The sequence below is a fragment of the Aliidiomarina taiwanensis genome (genome assembly GCF_003987015.1).
In the GTDB taxonomy this organism is placed as follows: Bacteria; Pseudomonadota; Gammaproteobacteria; order Enterobacterales; family Alteromonadaceae; genus Aliidiomarina; species Aliidiomarina taiwanensis.
In genome coordinates this window covers 1-22749 of the sequence record NZ_PIPQ01000014.1, presented here as the reverse complement: position 1 = coordinate 22749, position 22749 = coordinate 1, and the positions used below count along the sequence as shown (strand labels likewise).

The following is a 22749-nucleotide window of genomic DNA, read 5'->3' as shown; positions in this document are numbered from 1 at the left end:
AGGCAGTTGGCGCTGCAATGCGTAAGTTAATGCAAATTTGTTTTGGTGTGATTAAACATCAACAAGAATATCGACCTCTAGCTACATAAAATAGAGCTAGAGATCGGTATTGAGAGATGGTATCTACGGGATATGAACAATGAAAATGTAGGTCAGGCACTGCCTGACTTCCAATATGATAAAAGCGAGATAAATACAATGAAAAAATACATCACGATCCTACTCGCAACCTTGCTATTCACCCTAGCCGCCTGCTCCAGCAAGCCGGGCGACGAATGGCCGGAGTGGTTCGACGTGCAAGCCGAGCCTGAAACTTACTTTTATGGCTTTGGGGAAGGGGTCAGTTCCGATTCCAATCTCGCTGCGCGTCAGGCGCGCTTAAATGCCCAAGCGCAATTAGCCGAGTCTTTTGCTTTGTATGTGGAAAGCGAAGCACGCCAAGCGGGGCAGGTGAACCTTGGTGAACAAGAAACTGCGGGTACTTTTATTGATGCCGTGCAAGCCCGAGTACAAGAAACCGTGCAGTCGGTGGAAACCGACAAGGTAGAGCGTGTCCGTTTACCCGACGGCTCCACCCGTGTGTTTGTGCGTATGCGCATGCCACGTAGTCAAGGCGCCCGCACCGGCCGCGACATCCTCGACGAATTCGACGCCCGCATGAAACAAACACGTGGCAATCCGTAGGTCATGCAATGCATGACCTACGGATACGGATGGAAAAAATGCAAAACGTAGGTACGGCACAGCCGTACGTAGGCATGGCCTACGGATACGGATACGGATGGAAAAAATGCAGAACGTAGGTACGGCACAGCCGTACGTAGGCATGGCCGTACGCCAACCGCGTAGGTACGGCATGGCCGTACGCCGCACCATAGGTTTGTTCGTCAGGCTGCGCAACGTCAGGCAGTGCCTGACCTACGCGTTTACAATTTTGATCCTTGCTGCTTGCAGCAGCAATCAGAAACCCACCGACACCTTCCAAATCATCGAACCGCAGATCGAACGGTATGCCTATGGCCATGGCTTTGGCGCGACCCGGGCTGAAGCTTTGCAAGCGGCGCGGGACGAGCTGGCGGAAATGATTTTGGTGAATGTGCGCACGGAAACCCGGCAAGACTTACGAGAAACAGCCAACCAAGAAATTACCCAAGAATTTGCCACATCCTCTTTTTCTTGGTCCAACGTTTCCTTAGAAAATACTCGGATTGATTTTGAGCAGCGTTTACCCGGAAAACGGGGCATGGCACGGGACTATTATGTGCGCATGCGGGTGGAGCGCACGCAATTGGATCGTTTGATCCAGCTGGCGCGGCAAAAAGCGCCGACCTTAAATGCCGTGTATGCCATTGAAAAAATCCCACTCACTCAACCGGCGCAGCGCTTAGCTGGGGTTATCCAAGGGGACAGCATCGCTACGCGTGACCAAGTTGCCGAGCAAGACTTCCTTACCGCACATGGCAGCTCTGCCACCTTTGAAACTTACTTTGCTGAAGTCACCGAAGCCAGTGTACAAGCATTAACGGCTGTGCCTGTTCTGGTGCCAGCAGGCAAAGGACGTACACCGCAATTGGCCTTTGCTTATTTGCATGAAGCCACCGCCACGCCGCAAGCCCACGCAGAGCTTTTTGTGCGCAGCCTACGGGGCCCGCAGGCAGGGCGTGAGTATGCACTTACCACCGATAGCCAAGGTATCACCCAAAGCTTAACCCGTGGCCAGCTTGGCGATGAGTTCAGTGTGCTGGTGAAAGTAAAAGACAGACGCATCGACGGCGCCCATTTAGAGCGGCACCGACAGCTGGCTCGGTATACCTATGCGGAAGTGACCCAAGCCCACGAAACCCAAGTGTTCTTTTATCTCAACCCAGAAGAAGCCAATCTACGCATTAATAATGAAAGCTTAGGGGCGCCTGTGCGTCATCCCTTAAGGCCAGGGCAAAGTTACCGTGTGCAAGTGCGGGCAGAGCGCCACCGAGAGCACCAAGGCCAGTTGGTGATTCCAGCAGGCGCTGCGTATGCCTTTTATGCTGCGGCTTTGGAGCCACGCCAATACGGACAGTTAGACTTAAGCGTCGCAGGGCGGGGCAATGCGCTGCATTTGAGGCGCGACCTAACCGACTGGCACATTGCTAGTGACGGCCGAGTACAACAAGAGCTTGCCGAAGCCGGCTCCTATGTGGCGAAAATAGGCAAGGCGCAAGGCCAAGGCTTTGACGAGAACTACCAAATTATTCAAGACTTGTTTGAGCTAGAGCATGAACAAACCTACAAACAAGTCTACCCAGCGCCTGCTTACCGTGAGCCCTACCGTTATGGCTGGGGTGTGAGTTTAAATATGCTGCGGGGAGGCGGTGAGCCCAGTGGCGCTTACCGTGTGCCGTATTTGCATCAAACAGAAAGCGGCTGGTCGAACACAGGCCACTATGGTCAGTTAAAAGAAGACTTGGCCCAGCACGGCGCCATTCATTTGGGCTCCGCCGAAGACTTTGTGGTGAACGTACAGCGGTATTTCGATGCCCTTCATTTTAGTTTGCAAGGCAGTGCCGGCCTGCGCAAAACCAAACTTGCGCGGCCTTTTCATGTGAGTGGCTACAGCACAGAGCCCCTAGAGCTGAATAGCCTAGTGGCCAGTGTCGGTGCGGGATTTTGGCATAGCTTTTATTCCGGCATGGTGCTGACTTCGGTGACGGTGAACCAAGCCTATGAATACGCCCGCTGGAATCATGGCAGCGACCTGACGGTGCAGTTGCCGAATAACAACTGGGCCATATTGCCAAGCGAAGGCGGCAAAGCCAATCGCTACCTGTATGCGGAGGCGAATGCCTTGCTCAGCCTCGGCGAAGGCCTCGGGCTCAGTGTGAGTGTTATCTTGCCCGCCGAAACCCGCGAACCCCTCATTCAGTTTGGGGTGTCTTTTAGTTTTTTCGAAAGCGGCTTTAAAAAACCAGCCATTGTGAATTTTAACCCATAAACACGAAAAGCAATGCGTAGGTCAGGCATTGCAATGTCAGGCGGTGCCTGACCTACGGATACGGATGGGAAAAGTGCAACATGGTAAGTACGGCATTGCCGTACGCCGCACCGATGTCACGGGATAACGACTTCGCAATCAAACCGTTCACGCAATTTGGTGGCTAATGCTTCCTTGGCATGGGCTTCGCCGTGCACCAAACGTATTTGGCCTATGTGCTCGGCGGTGGCCACAAACTCCATTAATTCTTGCTGATCCGCATGGGCCGAGTACCCGCCTAAGGTATGCACTTGGGCTTTAATCCAAATGCGCTGGCCGTCTAAATCCACATAACCGCCGCGGGGACCATAATGTTGTATATCCCGGCCCGGCGTGCCCTTGGCTTGATAACCCACAAACAACACATCGGTACGCGGGTCGGGCAGCAAGGCTTTCAAATAATTCACCATACGGCCGCCGGTGCACATACCACTGGCCGCAATCACAATGCAGGGCGTGCCCGTTTGTTGTAAGTAGCGCACAATACGCTCATGCTCACTGTGGCTATTCACCGTATGTAAGCGTTTAAAATTAAGCGGATGGCGCTGCTGTTTTAAGCGGCGGGTGGCTTCTTTATCCCATAATCTCTTCAATTGACGATATTTACTCGTGAATTGAGCAGCCATGGGCGAATCCACAATCACCACCATGTCTTTCCATATGCCCGAAGTATGGTGGTGCATAATATCTTCCAGCTCGTACAACAGCTCTTGGGTGCGGCCAATGCTAAAGGCGGGAATAAGTACAGTGCCTTGGTCGGCCACACAGCGCTCAATAACCTGGCGTAACCGTTCTTGCCGTTCAGTTCGGTTTTCATGGTTCTTGTCGCCATAAGTGCTTTCCAATATTAAGTAGTCAGCACGAGAAAGGGGGGCCGGGTCTGGGAGCAGGGGAGAGTTTTTACAACCGAGATCACCGGAAAATACAACGCGCACGGGGGTGTCACCCGTAGGTACGGCACTGCCGTACGCCGCACCATGGTTTCCGTCATGCAATGCATGACGTACGGGTTTATCGTTTGGAACATCAACCTCCACAAAGGCACTGCCTAAAATATGCCCTGCCTGTTTAAAGCGGCCGGTCACACCTAAGGTGTCAATCACGAAGTCTGTGTCATAAGCGATAGGCACTAATAAAGTGTCCAGTAGCTTAAGAACACCCTCAATCAGCCGTTTATTGCGGGTCATGCCCACTTTCAGGGCGTCTTCTATCACCATGGGTAACAAATGCGCCGTGGCCTTGGTGCAGTAAATAGGCTTACGAAACCCGTCAATTAGAAGCCAAGGCAATCGTCCCACATGGTCAATATGACAGTGGGTAATGATTAAAGCTTCCACCTGCTCAATGGGAAACTTAATTTCATGATGGTTGGCATCGGCCCGCCCGGCTGAATGTGCTGTATCGCCTGACGTTTCAGCCCCTTGAAACAAACCAATATCCACCAGTAGGGACTTGCCACTGGCTAAACGCAGCTCATGGCACGAGCCCGTAACCCCCTCGCGGGCACCATGGTGAAGAAAAGATATGTTCGCCATTGTATTTTCCTTTTACAATTTCTCCGTCATGCAGTGCCTTTTCCGTCAGGCAGTGCCTGACCTACCATATCACCCGTAGGTACGGCACGGCCGTACGTATACATTTCCGTCATGCAGTGCACGACCTACGGTTGAATTGCCCATTCAATCGTACAAAAAACAAACACAAAGGCAAGCGGGTGAATATAAAATCACCAGAAACATAAAATTTACATATTGTTCCGTGTCTGGGCTTCAGTTCTACGTTAATTTAACGTAGAATCTTTTGGCTTCAGCAGTAGGTTGTTTGAACGCACTGAACGAAGACATAAACCTTATGGAAAGGGGCAACTTAGTATGTGGGCATGGTATCTCCTACATTGCAAAGCGAGGCAGGAAGCCAGAGCGCGTATGCATGTTGAAAACCAAGGGTACACAGCATGTTTGCCGCAAATAAATCGCACGAAATTAGTGCGCGGCAAACGCACCGTATGCGAAGAGCCACTCTTTCCTAATTATCTCTTTGTACAACTCAATGTGAATACTGCCAACTTTAATGCGCTGCGCAGCACCCGAGGGGTGAATGGCTTTGTGCGCTTCGGTGGTGTGCCGGCAACCGTGCCGAATGAGGTGGTAGCCCAACTGCTAGAGCTAGAAGACGCACAAAAAAACGCACCCAGTGTGCAACAAACATATATAACAGGCGCTGCGGTAGAAATAACCGAAGGGCCGTTTGCTGGGTTACAGGCCGTGTATCAAATGCCAAAAGGCGAAGAGCGCTGCCTCGTATTACTCGACATGCTCGGCAAACAACAAAGAATTGAAATAGAGGAGCGTGTATTACGCTCCTCGTAGGTCATGCACTGCATGACGTTGAAGGCACGGCCTGACGTTAAAGCAATCGTCATGCAATGCATGACCTACGAATGTGAAAAAGACATGAATGTATTCCCCGTCATGCCATGCATGACCTACGGGGAAATGGAAATATAAAACGGCATATTGGGAGCCACAACCCACGGGCGGTAGCGTGCTTTTTTGATAAAAAAAGCACGCGTAGGTACGGCATTGCCGTACGTTAATAAACCCGCACAACGGCACCAACCACACACAAAGGTTCGTAAGAAATGACATCAATTCAAAAACTTATTATTTCTTTATCCACTGCCGCGTTTCTTTCGGGCTGTGCGCTGGCCCCAGGTAGCTTTATGGAAGCGAACGAAGCCAGCCCGGAACTGGCTGGGCAGGTTCAGTTTTACTCCATTAACTCCGAAACCATAGCCGCCAATTCAAACTTAGCGAATAACTTGCCTGAGCTGGCTGAAAACAGCACCTTCGAAGAAGAGCGTGCCAATTACGACTACCGAGTCGGCCGGGGGGATGTGCTGAATATTACCGTATGGGACCACCCAGAACTGACCATTCCTGCAGGCTCTATGCGGAGTGCGAAAGAAGCAGGCAACTGGGTCCACAACGACGGCACTATTTTTTACCCGTATGTGGGCCGCATTAAAGTAGAAGGCCTGAAAGTCACAGAAATTCGTGACTTAGTTGCCGAGCGCTTGTCTCGCTATATTGAAAACCCACAAGTGGATGTCACGGTTGCAGGCTTTTTGAGCCAGCGCATTTATGTAACGGGAGAAGTGAAGCAGCCAGGTGTGCTGCCTGTCACCAACGTACCCACAAGCTTGATCGAAGCCATTAATGCCTCCGGTGGTTTAACGCCCGAGTCCAATTGGGAGAACGTGACCCTGCTACGCAATGGTACCGAGCAGAAAATAAACCTACGCCGCTTATACCAACAAGGTGACACCCAGCAAAATATCCTTCTCAAGCCAAACGATGTACTGCACATTGCCCGCAGCGATGACAACAAGGTGTTTGTGCTAGGCGAAGTGCGTAAGCCACAGAGCTATGTGATGGGCCGCAGTGGCATGACCCTGGCTGAAGCTTTGGCAGAAGCGGGTGGTTTATTTGAGCAATCAGCGGATGCTTCCGGCGTGTTTGTTATTCGCCAAGCGAGTCCAGAAACAGGCCGTTTAGCCGATGTGTACCAATTAAACGCTAAGAACGCCACGGCTCTTGTGCTGGCGGAGCAGTTTGAGCTACAACAGCGGGATATCGTGTATGTAACCGCAGCGCCAGTCGCTCGTTGGAACCGCGTGATCAGTCAAATATTACCGTCTATCACGGGTTTGTATTCCTTAGGCCGCTTCCAAACGGATATTAAATAAGGCATCGCTATGTTTGATAATATTTTGGTGGTGTGTTTGGGCAATATTTGCCGCAGCCCAACGGCGGAATTTATGCTCAAGCAAGCTTTGCCAGAAAAGCATATCGCCTCGGCGGGCATTCAAGCGTGCTTGCACAAAGACGGTACAGGGTGGGACATGGACGCTACCGCGCGCCGTATTGCAGAAGAAAACGGCTTAGCCTGTCCACCCCATGCAGCACAAAAGCTCAATCAGCAGTTAGCCAGTGAGTACGACTTAATTCTTGTGATGGAAGCCAAGCATAGAAACATGGTGGCAGAGCGTTTTCCTGAAGCCTTAGCCAAAACCATGTTACTTGGGCACTGGTTAGCGGATAGCACTAAAGACATCCCAGATCCCTACAAGAAAAGCGATGATGTGTTTCAGCATGTGTATCACCTGATTGAACGCGCATCCCAAAGTTGGGCCAACAAACTGGGCTAAGCCAGAAACACTAACAAATTGCATATGCAAGCCGAATAAGCGTGATAAAAGGTAGTTCTTCCCATGTCAGATAAGTTAAACCAAAGCCAACTCACCGCAAACCGAGAGTCGCAGGACGATGAAATTGATTTAATGCGATTAGTAGGTCAACTCCTTGACCAAAAATGGTTGATCATTGCAATAACCAGTGCATTTGCTGTGATGGGCATTGTGTATGCTTTATTGGCCACCCCCATCTATAAAGCCGATGCCATGCTGCAAGTGGAGAAGAAAGCCTCGGGCATGCCAGCGCTCGGTGAAATGGGCGAGTTGTTTAGCAGCGACAGCGAAGCCGCCACAGAAATTGAAATTATTAAATCACGCATGGTGATTGGCAGTGTGGTGGACCAACTTGATTTAACCACAGTGGCGACACCGAACTATATGCCAATTGTTGGTCCCTTTTTAGCACGCCGCAGCCCAGAGCAAGACCAAATCGATATTCAAGCCTTCCAAGTACCACGCTCTTATGTAGGCAAGGCACTGACACTCAGTTTTGAAGGTGATCGCTTTCAACTCAAAGATGGCGAAGGGGCCCGTGTATTACAGGGACAAGTAGGTGAACTTGCGGAAAATGGTGATTTCCAACTGCATATTGCGGATGTGCAACTGGCAAACACCGACACCTATACACTAGTTAAAAGAGATAGATTACAAACAATCAGTAGTTGGCAATATGCATTAAATGTAAGTGAGCGGGGCAAACAAACGGGGATATTAACCACGAGCATTGAACATGCAGACCGAGCACTTGCCGTAGAAGTACTGGATGCCATTGCCAATGAATATATGTTGCAAAATATTCAGCGGAACGCTGCAGAAGCAGAAAAAAGCCTCACCTTCTTAGAGCAGCAAATACCGGATGTGCGCGCCAACTTAACCCGTGCTGAAGAAGAGCTGAATGCCTATCGCTTGGAAAGTAAGTCGGTGGACTTGTCGCTTGAAACCTCGGGCTTATTGCAACAAGTGATTGAAATTGAAAAACAGCTGAACGAACTAGCCATTAAAGAAACCGAAATAAGCCGTTTGTTTACCAAGCAACACCCAAGCTACCAGGCGTTATTAAGCCAAAAAGAAAGCCTATTAGCGGACCAAGCAAAGCTCACGCAGCAAATTGAAGAGCTACCGGAAACACAACAGCAAGTGTTACGTTTAACCCGGGATGTGGAAGTTAACCAAGAAATCTACTTGCAGCTGGTAAATCGGATGCAAGAGCTAAACATTTTAAAAGCGGGTACCGTTGGGAATGTGCGTATTCTAGATAGCGCTGTAGGGCACCCGAATGCCGTAGCACCTAAGAAAAAACTGATAGTGGTTATTGCCACAATGCTCGGTGGTATGCTCTCCGTCGGTTTGGTGCTGGTGCGCAGTATGTTGAACCCAGGCGTGCAAAGTTCGGAAGAGCTGGAAAGCCAAGGCATTAATGTGTATGCCACCATTCCACTTTCAGAGAAGCAACAGAAATTTAATTTACGGCCCAAATTCGCTGTAAACAATAAAAAACGTGCTCGAACCGAGTTGTTGCTTGCCAAAGAAGACCCGACGGATCTTTCTATTGAAGCTTTACGCGGGTTAAGAACCAGCTTGCACTTTGCCATGATGGAAGCGAAAAACAATATTATTATGGTGTCGGGCCCTAGCCCAGAAGTTGGAAAAAGCTTTATTAGTGCCAACCTGGCCGCCGTACTCGCCCAAGGGGATAAACGTGTACTGTATATCGACGGAGACCTCCGCCGTGGCTACAGCCATGTGATTTTACAAGTACAAAACAGCAACGGCGTGTCAGACTTTATTGCGGCAGACACGCCTGTAGAGCACTACGGCAGCATAGTGCAAAGCACCGCCGTAGAAGGCTTAAGCTTTATACCGCGCGGACAAACCGCACCAAACCCAGCCGAGCTCCTCATGCATCACCGCATGGAGCAGCTATTAGAGCAAGCTTCCAAAGACTTTGATTATGTGATCATCGATACGCCACCTATCTTGGCCGTTACAGACCCTGCCATTATTGGTCGTTATGCAGGCACTAGTTTATTAGTGGCACGTTTCGATCAAACACCCGTCAAAGAAATGGTACACACCATTAAACGCTTTGAGCTCAATGGCGTCGAAATTAAAGGCGTTATCCTGAACGGGGTCGAGCGCCGCGCTACTGGCTATAACTACCAGTATCAATATGGTTATGCCTACGAATCACATTCCTAAACATTAAACCGTAGGTCAGGCACTGCCTGACGTTGCATTGCCCGACGTTGCACCGCCTGACGGAACAAACAACCACCGTAGGTCAGGCACCACCTGACGGAACAAACAACCACCGTAGGTCAGGCACTGCCTGACGCAATGAAGATGGAATTTGTATGCTCGACTTAAACACCGTAAAAATCGCAATCATCGGCCTCGGATACGTAGGTCTACCCCTCGCCGTAGAATTTGGTAAAAAGCTGTCTGTAGTAGGTTTCGACATCAACCAACCACGTATAGACGCACTTAAAGCCGGGCACGACACCACCCTAGAAGTAAGCGACGAAGAACTCGCCGAAGCAAAACACCTAAGCTACACCGCCAACCTAGAAGACTTAAAAGACTGCAACGTCTATATAGTCACAGTTCCAACGCCCATCAACGAGCACAAACAGCCAGACCTAACACCGCTTATCAAAGCTTCTGAAACCATCGGCAAAGTGTTACGAAAAGGCGATATCGTTATTTATGAGTCGACCGTTTACCCGGGCGCAACCGAAGATGACTGCGTACCGGTATTGGAGCGAGTATCAGGCTTAACCTTTAACCGAGATTTCTTTGCCGGCTACAGCCCAGAGCGCATTAATCCAGGTGATAAAGAGCACCGCGTAACTAATATTTTAAAAGTAACTGCTGGCTCTACGCCGGAGGTTGCTGACTTTGTTGATAGCCTTTATGCATCAATTATCACGGCGGGCACTCATAAAGCCGAAAGCATAAAAGTCGCCGAAGCCGCCAAAGTGATTGAAAACACCCAGCGTGACGTAAACATCGCTCTAATTAACGAACTGGCCATTATCTTTAACAAACTAGGCATAGACACCCAAGCCGTGTTAGAAGCAGCAGGCACCAAGTGGAACTTCTTACCTTTCCGTCCAGGTCTAGTTGGCGGTCATTGTATTGGTGTCGACCCTTACTACCTAACCCACAAAGCACAAAGCATCGGTTACCAACCAGAAATCATCCTCTCAGGTCGTCGACTAAACGATGGCATGGGCGAATACGTCGTCAGTCAGCTGATTAAAGCTATGCTGAAAAAGCGCATTCACGTGCAAGGCGCACGCGTATTAATTATGGGCTTAACCTTCAAAGAAAACTGCCCCGACCTACGCAATACCCGCGTGGTCGACATAGTCAAAGAACTCAAAGAATACGGCATACAGGTCGATGTCTACGACCCTTGGGTTAACCCGCAAGAAGCCCAACACGAATACGGCATTACCCCAGTAACAAAACCAGAACAAAACGCCTACGACGCAATGATACTGGCCGTTAGCCACAACCAATTCAAAGACATGGGCGCAGCCAACATACGTGCCTTAGGCAAAACAGACCACGTCCTCTATGACCTGAAATACCTACTCACAGCAGAAGAATCCGACATCCGTCTATAATTAAAATCCTCGTAGGTCTTGCACTGCCTGACTCGGGAAGTAATAACGTTAATAAAAAACACGTAGGTCATGCACCGCATGACGTAATATCAGAACTTGGTAGCAAATATGAAATCCAAATACCAACTATTACAAGAACAGTTATTAAAAGAACCCAAAACCTGGCTTATAACCGGCGTAGCAGGCTTCATCGGCTCTAACCTGCTAGAAACCTTACTTAAGCTAAACCAAAAAGTAACCGGGTTAGACAACTTCGCCACTGGCTACCAACACAACCTGGATGAAGTGCAAAGCTTGGTTACTCCAGAACAATGGAGCAACTTCACTTTTATTGAAGGCGACGTTCGCGACTTGGAGCACTGCCAACGCGCATGCCAAGGCGTAGACTACGTACTGCACCAAGCCGCCCTTGGCTCAGTACCACGCTCAATTGCTGACCCAATCACTAGTAACGGCGCAAACATCACCGGCTTTTTGAATATGCTCGTCGCAGCCCGTGATGCCAAAGTAAAAAGCTTTACTTACGCTGCCAGCAGCTCTACCTACGGCGACCACCCTGCGCTACCTAAAGTAGAAGAGAACATCGGCAAACCGCTTTCACCTTACGCGGTAACCAAATATGTTAACGAGCTATACGCCGATGTATTTGCCAAAACCTACGGCTTTAACTGTATAGGCCTACGCTACTTTAACGTATTCGGTAAAAGACAAGACCCCAACGGTGCATACGCTGCTGTCATACCTAAATGGACAGCTGCGATGTTGCAAGGAAAACAAGTATTCATAAACGGCGATGGCGAAACTAGCCGCGACTTCTGTTACATAGCCAACACCGTACAAATGAACCTACTGGCCGCTACCACAACCAGCCTTGAAGCTAAAAATCAGGTTTACAACGTAGCTGTAGGCGACAGGACCGCACTAAACAGTTTATATCTTGCTATAAAAAGCGAATTACAAAAACTACAAGTTACAATAACCCACGAAGGACCCGAATACCATGAGTTTAGAGTAGGTGACGTGCGACATTCGCAAGCCGATATAAGTAAAGCTAAAAAACTGTTGGGTTACAGGCCAAGCCACAAGATTAGTGATGGTATTCGCGAATCAATGCCATGGTATAAAAGATTTTTTGCGTAAAAAATTTATATACACATAAAATAGAATAATTGAAGATGAGATGAGATGGATATTTTAAAAGTAAAGAAAACAAGACTGGTTGGTAAAGTCAAAGTGAGCGGAGCAAAGAATGCAGCCTTAAAATTGCTTACAGCATCTGTGCTTACGAGTGGCAAGGTTGAAATAATAGATTCACCTAATGGCCTGTTAGATATGCAAATTCACATAGCAATGCTTGAAAAGATGGGCAAAACATGTAGGGCTGAGAAGGGTTATTTGTGTATAGAGGAAAATAAAGAACTTTCTAATGAGTTATTATGGGAGGAGAGATCAATAAGAAACTCATTGTTAATCCTGGGATCCCTAACAACACGGTTTTACCAAGGAAAAGTACCTTTGCCTGGTGGTTGCCCATTAGGGGACCGCAAATATGATCTCCATGTAAAAATATTAGAGCTGTTTGGCGCAAAAGTATGGGAGGAAGAAGGCTATTTATGCACAAAATCTGATGGAAGGCTTAAAGGATGCAATATTTATTTACCGATTCGTTCAACTGGCGCTACGGAAAACGCCATCCTTTGTGCTAGTTTAGCAGTTGGTAAAACTACAATTTGGAACCCGCATATCCGCCCTGAAGTATTAGATTTGATCGAAATGCTAGAAAAAATGGGCGCTAAAATAAAAGTTCATGGGCAAAAATGTATTGAAATTAGTGGGGTGGAAAAGTTAGAAGGTGTTAAACATAAAGTAGTGCCTGATAATATGGAGGCGATTACTTGGGCAATAGCATCAGCAATTACCGATGGTGATATTGAAATTGAAAATTTTCCATTTGAGCACTTAGAAGTTCCGTTAGTTTTTCTTCGTGAAAGTGGCATGAAGTATTACCGGGGAGAAAACTCTCTAATTGTTAGAGGGAGTGTACCTTATCCAGTCGAGATTAGTACTGGGCCATATCCCGGAATAAACTCTGATATGCAGCCATTATTTGCTATTTATGGGGCCAGTTCTCAAGGAGAGTCAAAAATTGTTGATTTGCGTTTCCCTGGACGTTACGGCTATGCAGCAGAACTAGCTAAAATGGGGGTAAATTTTACTATTGAAGGTGACCTGCTAAAAATACGTGGTGGTACACCGCTGAAGGGATGTAATGTCAAAGCATTAGATTTGAGGGCGGGAATGGCACTATTATTGGCTGGCTTAATAGCTGACGGGGATACTGTTATTGAAGACGCTTGGCAGATTGAAAGAGGGTATGAAAATTTAACTGAAAAACTTAAAGCTTTATCATTTGAAATCTCATAGTTGCATAACAGTGTATAAGACTTTTAAAGAGAAACTTCGTTCAAATGAGTTTTCAAGAAACTTAACATTAGTTCTTAGCGGGAATGTGACTGCAAAAGCTATTGGAATATTAAGTGCGCCAATAATTACCCGTATTTACTCGCCAGAAGATTATGGTGTTTTTGCTTTATTTATGGGTATAGTATCGATTATTGGTGCTTTATCTACATTGCGTTACGCAACTGCTATTCCTTTGATAAAAAATGAAAATGCATTGGAAGCAATGTTAAAATTATGCTTTTTAATGATCGCTATCGTTAGCGCTATAGCATGTTTTGTATTGCTTTATTATTCAGATCTATTTGTAGTCACCTTCAACGCTGAAAATATCAGATCATATTTATGGTTTTTCCCTCTTGCTTTCTTTGCAACTGGTTGTTACCAAACATTAAGTAGTTGGGCTATACGAGAAAAAAAATTCAAAATCATTACTCAAACAACAGTTACTCAAAGTTTAAGCTCATCATTAAGTAAAATTTTATTAGGATTATTACATCTCAAGCCTAGTGGTTTGTTGATTGGTGTGATTATCCAAGAAGCGGCAGGTACTTTTAGACTTTTGAAAAGTATGCTGAGAAAATATCCTCTGTTTTTTAAAAGATTTAATTGGGGATTGGTTAAGAGCGTAGCAGTAAGGTATAAAAACTTTCCGTTAATACAATCATGGTCGCAATTACTTCTTGCTTTAGGTGCGCAGCTACCAGTTTTATTGATCGGTTATTTATATGATCTTAAGGTTGCAGGAGCATTCGGATTAGCACAAAGCATGATAAGTCTACCAATGAACTTAATTGGACAAGCAGTTGCTCAAGTTTACTATGCCGAAATTGCTAATATGGGGAAAGAAAACCCGTTAGAAATTTATCGGCTATCTGCTGAAGTAATAAAAAAAATGTTTATTATTGGGTTGTTCCCAGTATTATTTTTGTTACTGTTTGGGCCTTTGACATTCAAGTTTGTCTTTGGAACAGAATGGAAAGACGCAGGTGTTTATAGCCAAATACTATCGCTATTAATTTTAGCTAGATTTATTTCAACACCTGTTATGAGCTGCCTAAATGTATTAGAAAAACAAATGTTACAATTGTGGATTAATTTATTCCGCGTGATTTTTATAGTCATTGTTTTCTGTTTTGCGAGTGTGTTGAATTTTGATGTAATAGAAGCACTTTTTATTTATACAATTACTTTAAGTATATACTTTTTAATAGTTATAAAGATGGTTATGTCGCAACTAAAAAAAATAACTAAGGAAAGCGTGTGAAAAAAATTAAAAGATTTTTTTTTGATGTTAATGTTAGATTTGTTTTATTATTAAGGTTAATGTTTTGGGCTAGGTTAAATAGAGTCAAATTTATTAGTGCAATGGTAAATAATTATCTAGTTAAAAATTACGGCTGCTTCATTGGTAATGGAGCGACGATTGATGTTAGTGTAAAGTTTCCTCACCCAACGGGTATTATTATAGGTGCTGGTGCCGTTATATCTGAGCGCTGTACAATTTTTCAGCAAGTTACATTAGGTGGTAGAATTAGTGGTGACGCACAAAAAGGCAATTACCCAATCCTTTCGCCAGGTGTAGTTGTATATTCTGGTGCTAAAATTATAGGTAACGTTACTATTGGTGAAAACTCGATAATCGGAGCTAATAGCGTTGTAAATAAAGATGTGCCTCCAAATACTATTGTCGCGGGTGTACCCGCTAAAGTTATTAGGGATGTCTGAGACCATGATATACTTAGAAAATTTCAACTTGAAAGAATACAACGCGTACCAGATAGAGGCTGTTTGTAAAAAAGCTTACTTTCCTGAATCTGAGAATGATATAATTCATTTGTTAAATAAATTAAAATATACAAATTTTCATATATTGGGTAATGGTAATAATATAATCCTAGCTAAAGATTATTATGACGTCCCATTTATTATATTAAATAAGTGCTTTGATAATATTAGTATTGAAGACGGCATGATAGCCGTAGAGTCAGGTGCTACTTTGAAGTCAATCTGCACATTTGCACTTAGGAAAGAACTAACAGGACTTGAAGAGTTTTACGATATCCCCAGTTCAGTAGGCGGAGCTATTGTAATGAATGCTGGTAATGATAAATCTGAAATAAAAGATACTTTAATTAAAGTTCGATATGTAGATTCAGTATCTGGCGATGTACATGAAAAATTAACCGAGGAAATTGAATTTAGCTACAGAAATAGTTTATTTCAACAAAATAAAGAATTAATTATTCTCAAAGCATGGTTCAAACTGCTTGGGGGTAATGTGTATGATATAAACAAAAGAATGCAAGAATCCAAACGAAAGCGGTGGCTAAAGCAACCTAGAGAACTCCCAAACTCTGGAAGTGTATTTAAGAGACCAGAAGGTAAATACGTTGGACCAATGCTTGATGAGTTAGGTTTTAAAGGATTTACTATTGGCGGAGCCCAAATATCAAAAAAGCATAGTGGTTTTATTGTTAATGTTGGGAATGCAACAGGGAGAGATGTTTTAGGCGTAATTAATGAGGTTCAGTTGAGAGTTAAAAAGCATTTTGGGATTGATTTGGAAGTAGAGCAAAGAGTGATTTACTGAATTAGCTTAGGTTTCTAATGTAATATTTATTTTCAGAAAAAGCATGTTTTTGTTAATTAATTAAAGTTTGAAAAATCTACAACAAAATAGCATTTGTTTCTTATAGTCAACTAATATTGGTATTATTTAATCTAGACGTAATAAAATCTTTATTCACAAATTACTTCCAGTTGTTACAACACATGATCTAGCGAGCTCTACGATTAACTTTCTCCAAAACTTTACTCAACAACTCATAAATAAAGCTCCAAAGAGACTTTCTTTGTTAATTATTGACATTATAGACCGTTCGCAGTATTGCTTGCACCATGCGACTGAGAGGCGGCGAGGTAAGCTTCTGAAATTAAATAGGCTGGTATATACTTATACTCTGCGAATAACGAAAAATTATAAGTAGTGATGGTGCAGTCAACGTTTGAAAAACTAAAATACTCTCAATATTGTTGTTAACAACTTCTGGTTTGTTTTAATTCATAAATTTACGGATTAAATAGAAACGATTTTAGCAAAAATGGGGTCTGGATAGTGCCTGTATTTTTTTCAGGATGAGGTTATTGATTTCCCAGTCGTCATAACACCTCAGTGATTCGACAGTAGTGGCTTTGTTGTGGGTAGTCCTATTATTCATATTGCAATAGTGTCATTTATTTTTTTGTTTTCGGTATAATTTCAATCGGTGTACAAAGTGTTTATCTAATTTACCTGCGAGTTCAAAGTCATCGAATGATGTAAATTGAAACCCATTCTTGGATTACGGATGGAGTGATGCGGAACAAAAACTCTGATTTCTACGTGTTCAAGAATTATTTGACAAGTAAATTCTCAAACGTTAGTTCCCCTTTTAGGACCTTGATTAAACTCTGCGTACGTCACTGATTCGATTTTTTGAGTGCATAGCAGGCAATATAGCAACCAGATTTACCTCATTTCTCTGTAGCTTTTACTTTCGATCGATGGTATCGATGGTGAGATGTCCGTTTTATTTGCTATTCATCGTAGGAAAGATTTAGTAATGACAAGCAACGTAAAATTCTATCGTTGTACTTCGATATGCTGACGATAACGCACGTAAAAAGTCACTTCTTATTGAGAAGTAAGAAGATCAGGTTAAGATGGTTAGGTTCCCACCGAGCTTTCCCAATAAATGAGTGTTGCGGTTACTATCTGAACTGTGAAATATTAATTGATAAATCTCGGATTTGAATTCCGCTAGTAAATAAAATAGTGAATAATTCAATTCTTAACCGCTATCAATACAAATTTTTGAGCTAAATAATGAAAGTTCTTTATTTAATTTATAGTAATACAATTACAGCAGGCGGAGGAAGTTTTCACTCACTCTATGCACATGTTACAAGTATGACGGGTATTGTTAATCCATTAGTAGTAAATATTGGTGTATCAGCTAGTGAAACAATTAAATGTTTGCCTAACTATAATTTCTTGCCCTTGGTTCGTTGGAATATACTGCAATATTATAGATTGTTCAAAATTGTCAATCGTTTCAAACCTGATGTCATAAACGCCTATGACGAAAAATCGCTTTTTATTGGAAGATTGTTAAGCTTGTTTTATAACATCCCAATTGTTTATACAAAGTGTGGGGGAAGTAACGGATCCAAATTTATTCCATTTGCGTCGCGTTACGTATTGTACAGCGGAGAGAACTACGAACATTATAAAAACAACGGTTATAATGATAAAAGTATACTTATTCCGAATAGGGTATTACGGCCAACTGTTGAACACTCTGTAGTCAAAGATTTTCTTAAGTATTTGAATATAGGTGATGGTAAAATAATTTTGAGGATTTCTAGGTTTAATCGTTATTATGATTTAACTTTCAATCAATCAGTAAGGCTTTATGAAGAAATAAAATCACAAGAGAATAATCTTCATTTGGTCTTTGTAGGTATAGTTCAAGATCAAGAATACTTCAATGAACTTTGCAATCGCTATAGTTCCACAAACATTCATTTCGTAACAGAGAATCGCTTCACTCACTTCGCAGCTCGATTAATACCAGCGGTTGACTTTGTTGTTGCTACCGGTCGTGGGGCAATGGAGGCCTGTGCACATAATAAACGTGTTTTCTGTCCTACAAAGAACCAATCTTTACCTATAGAGCTAACGTTAGATAGTTTTAAGTTTCTTTCGTATTATAATTTCTCAGAACGTAGTGAAATATCTAATGTTCGTTTTAAGATCACAACAAGTACGTCAACTTCTACCAAAGAGCTTTTTGATAAATACTTCTGCACAGATGCAGTGATTGATAAATATTATCAACTATATAAAAGTATCTGTAGTGAGAAATCAGATAGAATTAATAATTTATCAACATTATTATTCCAAGCAATTCGATTTTTCAGACCTAAGTTCAAGATATAAAACAAATTAAATATAGCTAACCTCAAACGACAACTTTGTTATCACTTATTGGTTTTGATTGTTGCACTATGAGAAAATTTCAAAGATGCTTAGGTACAAATAATATGTCCACCACTCGCTCTGTGCGTACTGCAATTGCTCTTTAAATAACATCGGGTTGTTTAAACCCTAAGAGCTTACGAAGCCTTAGATTAATTCGTTGTTGGAATTGACTCAACAACACATTGGTTAAGCTTTGTAAGCTTGTTCCCTTCCCCCTCTGGCAGGATAGTTGTCACCCTTTAAAATTTAACCAGTTGGGGCGTTAAGGCTTAATAGTGCCACGCTATTCAGAAGAACGTAAGCAAACAATTTTAAGTAAAATGATGCCGCCGTTGAACATGACCATCGCAGAAATTGCACGAACGGAAGGCATTGGCGAGCAAACCCTTTATAATTGGCGTAACAAAGCCAGAGAACAGGGTCGTCCAGTGCCAGGAAATAAATCAACCCCCGAACAGTGGTCTGCTGAAGCGAAGCTTGCGACCGTGATTGAAACCGGCTCCATGAGTGAAGCTGAGCTCAGTGAGTATTGCCGTGAGCGCGGGCTTTACGTTGAACAGGTGAAAGCTTGGAAAGCCGACTCGCTTAAAGGTTTTGCCAGCTCACGCGAGCAAGAGCTTGAGGCCAAGCGTCAGCGCAAGATTGACCGCAAAGAAATCAAACAGCTCAAGCGTGAGCTGCGCGAAAAAGAAAAAGCCCTAGCTGAAACTGCAGCTTTATTGGTGCTTCGAAAAAAGCTGGATGCGCTCTGGGAGAACGACGACGAGGACGATTGACCTCGGTCTCACAGCGCACGCAATACGTGTCGTGGATACATGAAGCGAATCAAGCGGGTGCTCGACTACGCCTTGCCTGTGAAGAAGCTGGCATCAGCCTGCGCACTTACAAACGCTGGTATCGCGGTGGCAAGGTAACTGCCGACAAACGCCCTGAGGCAATACGTCCAGAGCCTGTTAATAAGCTGAGCGAGTATGAACAATGCGCCCATAGCGGATTAGTGCTGCACTCAGACAACGGCGCGCCGATGAAGGCGCAAACGATGCGTGAAAAAGCCTATGAGCTGGGTGTGACGACGTCCTACAACCGGCCACGGGTGAGTAACGACAACCCGTTCGCTGAGTCATTGTTCAGGATCTGCAAATACCGTCCTGAGTGGCCATCAGCGGGCTTTAAAAGTCTTGATGAAGCAAGAGAGTGGGTACTCAAGTTCACGCGCTGGTACAACTACGAGCACAAGCACAGTAAGCTGCGCTTCGTAACGCCAGAGCAGCGCCATACAGGCCAGGACAAAGCGATACTCGCGAAACGCAAAGCAGTAATGGAAGCCGCGAAAGCACAACACTCAGTTCGCTGGGGAAAACGTCAGGTTCGCAACTGCACGCCGGTTGGGCCAACAACCCTTAACCCGGCAAAAGAGCAGGTGAAACAGGAACAAAAACAGGCCGCTTAAACGGGCTGATGGTGACAACTAGCTTGAAAAACACCGTATCAACGACGGCTGGTCTGTCGTGGATAGACCGTCTGTCTACAATGCGGCCGCGCTGTTTATGTGTTCTTTTTCGGTAACGCTTGAGTCGGTGTTGTAAGTGATTATGCAACTGTCCATCACATTGAAAGTCTCGAATGATGTAACTGTAAATCCATTCATGACTTATGGGCCGGCCTATTCGCTTACACACAGCCGAGACTTGCTTTGGGCTCCAGTCGCATCCGAGAAGCAACGAAATCTGATATCGTTGTCCCTCGGTCAGCTGCCGATAACTCATGTTGGAACTCACTTTTTTTGGTTGAAAAGTAAGAGGACCACATGTCGGTAGCTGACCTCCCTTCCACCTACCCCATTACATAAGTGTTACAGTTATTATCTGAATTCAGGTATAAAAAAAATATTAATAATGAATTTGACTCAATTGTAAAAAGTAATATTTTATTGTTAAGAGTTAACTAAGAAATATAAGGAGGATATGATGCAATTGTTGAATTTCATATTCAGTGCTTTACAAAAGATATTCCTGTCTTACGAACAGCGAGCTCGTAGAAGCGGTGTAACTATAGGTAAAAATTGTGATATTCAAAATGTCTGTTTTGGTTCTGAGCCATACCTAATTTCAATTGGTAATCATGTTCAGATAACTTCTGGCACTAAAATATTCACTCATGGAGCAGGTTGGGTTTTGAGGTTAAAACACCCAGACATGGATTTCTTTGGTAAAGTTGTTATTAAAGATAATGTATACATTGGGAATGATTGTCTAATAATGCCTGGTGTAACAATTGGAAATAACGTGGTTGTTGCGGCGGGTTCTGTGGTCACTAAATCAATCCCAGATAATTCTGTTGTAGGTGGAAATCCGTGTAAGATTATCGGTGATTTTAATAGTTTTGAAAATAAAATGTTGAAGAAGAATCTTGGTTGTAAAAAAATGAAGCCACAAGAAAAGATGAAGTTTTTAATGAGTTTGTCAGATACAAGATTCATACAAAAATAGTTCTATTATGAATCTATTGATTTTTAATACTAAATAAATTTATACGGTGAATAAATAATGGAATTGCAATGGCAAAAAGAGGAGAGAAATGATTTATGCTTCAAGCTTGCCCTTTTTTGTATCGTCCCATTTTTGGCTTTTCTTTATTCATTTGTTAGGCTCAACACTAGATCTTCCCACATAATTCTATTTATATGTGCGTGTTTGTATGCTATAGCGATGTCTCCGGATCTGACTAAGGGAATAGATAGTGTGTATTATGTTAATGAGTTTAACAGAGTTAAAGACTTAGATAGTTATTATATAAAGGATCTATACTTTAATTACTTTTCTAAAAATGAATATGTTAAAGATTTATATGCATATACAACTTTATATGTCATAAGTCGGTTTACAGATAATTATCATTGGATGTTCCTAGCCTTCGTTGTATTGCCTGCAATATTTTGCTTGAAAGTTTTGAGATATACAACTGTTAACTACAAGTTCAGTTTACTTTCAGTTTGTATATTGGTTATATTTATTAGCCGGTACAACATGTTTTCAATAAACGGAGTAAGGTTTATTGCTGCTACGTGGTTATCAATATATTTAATTGTTGAGTTTTATCGTAGTAATAATTACCGATATCTCATTTTATTGCCTATCATCTACTTTATACATCACTCAACCCTATATGTATTTTTTCTATTTGGGTTGGCATCCTTTTCAAAAGTGTTTGTGAGTGTTAACAATAAAAACAAATTAATATTTGCAATTTTTACATCATATTTTTTAGGCTCATACGCGACTGAAATACTCTATGTCTTTGTTGATTATCTACCATCAAATGTTCAACAGATGGTTGGTAGGTATACCGATGCAAGTTATATGGAATTTATCCATAAGGATAATATAACAAATAGTTGGCAGCGAAGGGGGGAATTCGCAGTTCGAATGTATATTAATCTCCTTGTTCTGACCTTAATTTATTATTATGACACTATTTATCCAACCAACGATAACTTTATCAAAAGGGTTTTTGCTTTTGTTGTTATTTCTCTTTTTATGAATAATATATTTGCTTCAATTCCTGCTTTTGGTATACGTTACTTAGGCTACCTAATCCCTTTTGTTGTTATTTGTATTGCAAATGCAAATAGGACAAAGTTTATAAATACTTTGCTTTTGCTATCACCATTCGTTTTTTTTATTAATGCTTATGTACTTTTTGGTTACATGCGCAGTACACATTCACCTAGCATACTATATGAACCTTTACCACTATTTATTTATAAATACTTACTAATTCCTTAATCTAAATTCCGATAATAAGCACAACAATCCTGTAACACGATATCTTTAATGAGGACTTGTTATCGCAATTAGTTTCTCTTTTAAATAATACTAACAGAGTTAATTGAAAATATAGATATTTGCTTCTGATGAATCAATAATGGTAATAGTCCATGCCAGTATCAAAGAAAGTATCACAACGCAGAAACAATGACATATTATAATCAAATATAAGCTAACAGTTGCGCTGAATCTGAATCTCGTTGAGCAGGTATGAACCCAGTGACGTTCTGCAAGTTACAAATAGAGTATTAGCAAATTCTCTGAACTTTATATCAAGTGCCTTTTCGAATGAAAGTTGGTTGGTTAGAATAACCCTAGATTCAACTAATAACTGCAACACTCGCTTTGCGCGTACTGCAATTGCTCTTTAAAAATCACATCTGGTTGCTTAAACCCTAATACCTTACGCGGCCCCACTATGTCAGCCTAGTTGTCCAGTTGGCGATTTTGCCATTATTCAATAAACAGTGGGCGGTTTAGGTTGATGTATGCCGCGTTATTCAGAGGAGCGTAAAGCATCTACGCTCAAGAAATTACTG

The 22749-nt window shown here is 43.3% G+C and carries 15 protein-coding genes and 3 pseudogenes; 15 read left to right on the top strand and 3 right to left on the bottom strand.

The window, feature by feature from the left end; genetic code table 11:
• Positions 1–132 precede the first annotated feature (132 nt).
• Positions 133–684 (top strand): LPP20 family lipoprotein, encoded by a 552-nt coding sequence (locus tag CWE15_RS11545; protein WP_126758242.1) that lies wholly within the window; start codon positions 133–135, stop codon positions 682–684.
• A 97-nt stretch (positions 685–781) separates the two neighbouring features.
• Positions 782–2971, top strand: coding sequence for a hypothetical protein (locus CWE15_RS11540; protein WP_126758241.1), 2190 nt, complete (start codon positions 782–784; stop codon positions 2969–2971).
• 116 nt (positions 2972–3087) lie between these two features.
• Here CWE15_RS11540 and CWE15_RS11535 read toward each other — a convergent pair whose 3' ends face one another.
• Positions 3088–4536 carry an MBL fold metallo-hydrolase RNA specificity domain-containing protein gene (locus tag CWE15_RS11535; RefSeq protein WP_126758243.1) on the bottom strand — a complete coding sequence of 483 codons (1449 nt, stop codon included), beginning with the start codon at positions 4534–4536 and terminating at the stop codon, positions 3088–3090.
• 345 nt (positions 4537–4881) lie between these two features.
• On the opposite strand from CWE15_RS11535, the gene rfaH reads away from it, so the two are divergent.
• The 11 genes from rfaH to CWE15_RS11480 all read left to right on the top strand — a co-directional run bounded on the left by rfaH (position 4882) and on the right by CWE15_RS11480 (position 18341).
• The gene (rfaH, locus tag CWE15_RS11530; RefSeq protein WP_126758240.1) at positions 4882–5379 is read left to right on the top strand and encodes a transcription/translation regulatory transformer protein RfaH; all 498 of its coding nucleotides are present in this window, start codon (positions 4882–4884) and stop codon (positions 5377–5379) included.
• Between the two features lie 272 nt (positions 5380–5651).
• Positions 5652–6758: a polysaccharide export protein gene (locus CWE15_RS11525; RefSeq protein WP_126758239.1), complete on the top strand. Its 1107-nt coding sequence runs from the start codon at positions 5652–5654 to the stop codon at positions 6756–6758.
• Between the two features lie 9 nt (positions 6759–6767).
• Positions 6768–7220, top strand: coding sequence for a low molecular weight protein-tyrosine-phosphatase (locus CWE15_RS11520; protein WP_126758238.1), 453 nt, complete (start codon positions 6768–6770; stop codon positions 7218–7220).
• Between the two features lie 63 nt (positions 7221–7283).
• Entirely contained in the window at positions 7284–9464 is a 2181-nt protein-coding gene (locus tag CWE15_RS11515; protein ID WP_126758237.1) for a polysaccharide biosynthesis tyrosine autokinase, read from the top strand.
• A 155-nt stretch (positions 9465–9619) separates the two neighbouring features.
• Positions 9620–10897 carry a Vi polysaccharide biosynthesis UDP-N-acetylglucosamine C-6 dehydrogenase TviB gene (gene tviB, locus CWE15_RS11510; RefSeq protein ID WP_126758236.1) on the top strand — a complete coding sequence of 426 codons (1278 nt, stop codon included), beginning with the start codon at positions 9620–9622 and terminating at the stop codon, positions 10895–10897.
• Between the two features lie 108 nt (positions 10898–11005).
• On the top strand, positions 11006–12037 hold the full coding sequence (locus CWE15_RS11505) for an NAD-dependent epimerase/dehydratase family protein (RefSeq protein ID WP_126758235.1): 1032 nt from the start codon (positions 11006–11008) through the stop codon (positions 12035–12037).
• A 45-nt stretch (positions 12038–12082) separates the two neighbouring features.
• A complete protein-coding gene (locus tag CWE15_RS11500; protein ID WP_126758234.1) occupies positions 12083–13321 on the top strand; it encodes a UDP-N-acetylglucosamine 1-carboxyvinyltransferase in 1239 nt (412 codons plus the stop codon).
• Between the two features lie 10 nt (positions 13322–13331).
• Positions 13332–14624: a lipopolysaccharide biosynthesis protein gene (locus tag CWE15_RS11495; RefSeq protein ID WP_157980763.1), complete on the top strand. Its 1293-nt coding sequence runs from the start codon at positions 13332–13334 to the stop codon at positions 14622–14624.
• Positions 14621–15085 (top strand): serine O-acetyltransferase, encoded by a 465-nt coding sequence (locus CWE15_RS11490; RefSeq protein ID WP_126758232.1) that lies wholly within the window; start codon positions 14621–14623, stop codon positions 15083–15085. Before CWE15_RS11495 ends, CWE15_RS11490 begins: the two co-directional genes overlap by 4 nt.
• A gap of 4 nt (positions 15086–15089) precedes the next feature.
• Positions 15090–15950: a UDP-N-acetylmuramate dehydrogenase gene (murB, locus tag CWE15_RS11485; RefSeq protein WP_126758231.1), complete on the top strand. Its 861-nt coding sequence runs from the start codon at positions 15090–15092 to the stop codon at positions 15948–15950.
• Positions 15951–17225: 1275 nt separating this feature from the next.
• Complete coding sequence (locus CWE15_RS11480) at positions 17226–18341, top strand: glycosyltransferase family protein (protein ID WP_126758230.1); 1116 nt, start codon at positions 17226–17228, stop codon at positions 18339–18341.
• Positions 18342–18407: 66 nt separating this feature from the next.
• On the opposite strand, the pseudogene CWE15_RS12205 reads toward CWE15_RS11480, so the two are convergent.
• Positions 18408–18594 (bottom strand): annotated as a pseudogene (locus tag CWE15_RS12205) (hypothetical protein); the annotation flags it as partial.
• A 64-nt stretch (positions 18595–18658) separates the two neighbouring features.
• On the opposite strand from CWE15_RS12205, the pseudogene CWE15_RS11470 reads away from it, so the two are divergent.
• Positions 18659–19833: pseudogene (locus CWE15_RS11470) on the top strand (transposase).
• 37 nt (positions 19834–19870) lie between these two features.
• Here CWE15_RS11470 and CWE15_RS12200 read toward each other — a convergent pair.
• A pseudogene (locus CWE15_RS12200) lies at positions 19871–20098 on the bottom strand (IS30 family transposase); the annotation flags it as partial.
• 249 nt (positions 20099–20347) lie between these two features.
• Between CWE15_RS12200 and CWE15_RS12150 the strand changes: the two are divergent.
• On the top strand, positions 20348–20872 hold the full coding sequence (locus CWE15_RS12150; protein ID WP_126758229.1) for an acyltransferase: 525 nt from the start codon (positions 20348–20350) through the stop codon (positions 20870–20872).
• Positions 20873–22749 lie beyond the last annotated feature (1877 nt).

What these genes read in the sequence shown, in the direction of transcription:
- CWE15_RS11480 (WP_126758230.1), top strand. Translation starts at nt 17,226, where the DNA reads ATGAAAGTTCTTTATTTAATTTATAGTAATACAATTACAGCAGGCGGA.
- CWE15_RS11545 (WP_126758242.1), top strand. Translation starts at nt 133, where the DNA reads ATGAACAATGAAAATGTAGGTCAGGCACTGCCTGACTTCCAATATGAT.
- CWE15_RS12150 (WP_126758229.1), top strand. Translation starts at nt 20,348, where the DNA reads ATGATGCAATTGTTGAATTTCATATTCAGTGCTTTACAAAAGATATTC.
- CWE15_RS11500 (WP_126758234.1), top strand. Translation starts at nt 12,083, where the DNA reads ATGGATATTTTAAAAGTAAAGAAAACAAGACTGGTTGGTAAAGTCAAA.
- tviB (WP_126758236.1), top strand. Translation starts at nt 9,620, where the DNA reads ATGCTCGACTTAAACACCGTAAAAATCGCAATCATCGGCCTCGGATAC.
- CWE15_RS11505 (WP_126758235.1), top strand. Translation starts at nt 11,006, where the DNA reads ATGAAATCCAAATACCAACTATTACAAGAACAGTTATTAAAAGAACCC.
- CWE15_RS11515 (WP_126758237.1), top strand. Translation starts at nt 7,284, where the DNA reads ATGTCAGATAAGTTAAACCAAAGCCAACTCACCGCAAACCGAGAGTCG.
- CWE15_RS11520 (WP_126758238.1), top strand. Translation starts at nt 6,768, where the DNA reads ATGTTTGATAATATTTTGGTGGTGTGTTTGGGCAATATTTGCCGCAGC.
- murB (WP_126758231.1), top strand. Translation starts at nt 15,090, where the DNA reads ATGATATACTTAGAAAATTTCAACTTGAAAGAATACAACGCGTACCAG.
- rfaH (WP_126758240.1), top strand. Translation starts at nt 4,882, where the DNA reads ATGTGGGCATGGTATCTCCTACATTGCAAAGCGAGGCAGGAAGCCAGA.
- CWE15_RS11540 (WP_126758241.1), top strand. Translation starts at nt 782, where the DNA reads ATGGAAAAAATGCAGAACGTAGGTACGGCACAGCCGTACGTAGGCATG.
- CWE15_RS11525 (WP_126758239.1), top strand. Translation starts at nt 5,652, where the DNA reads ATGACATCAATTCAAAAACTTATTATTTCTTTATCCACTGCCGCGTTT.